Here is an 831-nt window from a genome sequence, read left to right on the forward strand (position 1 = left end):
GCATTATTTAAAATAAGGTAAAGTTTTTATGATATTGCTCAATACTCAGGCAGGGTTGTTTTCATCAAAGTGAACCACTTCGATACCGAATTTTTCTGCCACGGCATCGCCTAAGGCACGGACGCCGTAACGTTCTGTCGCATGATGGCCGGCACTGATAAATGCCACACCCGTTTCATTGGCAAGATGATATTGCGCTTCCGAAATCTCACCGGTCAGATACGCATCGACACCTTCGTCTACGGCTGTCTGAAAAAATCCCTGCGCACCGCCGCTGCACCAGGCAATGCGTTTGATTTCGCGTTCAAGATCGCCAATAACGGTCGGCTTGCGGCCGAATACCGCCTCAATGCGTTCAGACAACTGCGCCAGCGTTTCCGTGGTTTTCAGACGGCCTGTATTCAACAGATTTTGCTCGCCGAATTGTTTTTCGAGCACCCAATCGAGTTTCTCGGCCAACTGCGCGTTATTGCCTAATTGCGGGTGCGCGTCCAGCGGCAGGTGGTAGCCCGCCATATTGATTTGGTGTTGCAGCAAGGTTTCAAGGCGTGTTTTTTTCCAACCGGTAATCGTGACAGGCTCGCTTTTCCAAAACATGCCGTGGTGAACCAAAAGCATATCCGCCCCCTGCCCTACGGCAAAATCGATTGCAGCTTTGCTGGCGGTAACCGAAGTGGCGATTTTGGCAATTTCTTCTTTGCCTTCAACCTGCAAACCATTGGGCGCATAGTCCTTAAACAGACCGACCTGCAATGTCTCATCGCACCAAGCCAGAATTTCGCGGCGTAAAGCCATATTCCGCTCCTTATATCTATCTTCAAAAACAGCTTC

General features: G+C 49.9%; 1 protein-coding gene. It reads right to left on the reverse strand.

The genetic code is table 11. The features are described 5' to 3' along the window. Positions 1-45: 45 nt before the first annotated feature. On the reverse strand, positions 46-795 hold the full coding sequence (locus tag ACTHS3_RS16170) for a Nif3-like dinuclear metal center hexameric protein (RefSeq protein WP_070734890.1): 750 nt from the start codon (positions 793-795) through the stop codon (positions 46-48). Positions 796-831: the final 36 nt, after the last annotated feature.

It is taken from the genome of Neisseria sp. P0009.S007 (assembly GCF_051962515.1).

What these genes read in the sequence shown, in the direction of transcription:
- ACTHS3_RS16170 (WP_070734890.1), bottom strand. Translation starts at nt 795, where the DNA reads ATGGCTTTACGCCGCGAAATTCTGGCTTGGTGCGATGAGACATTGCAG.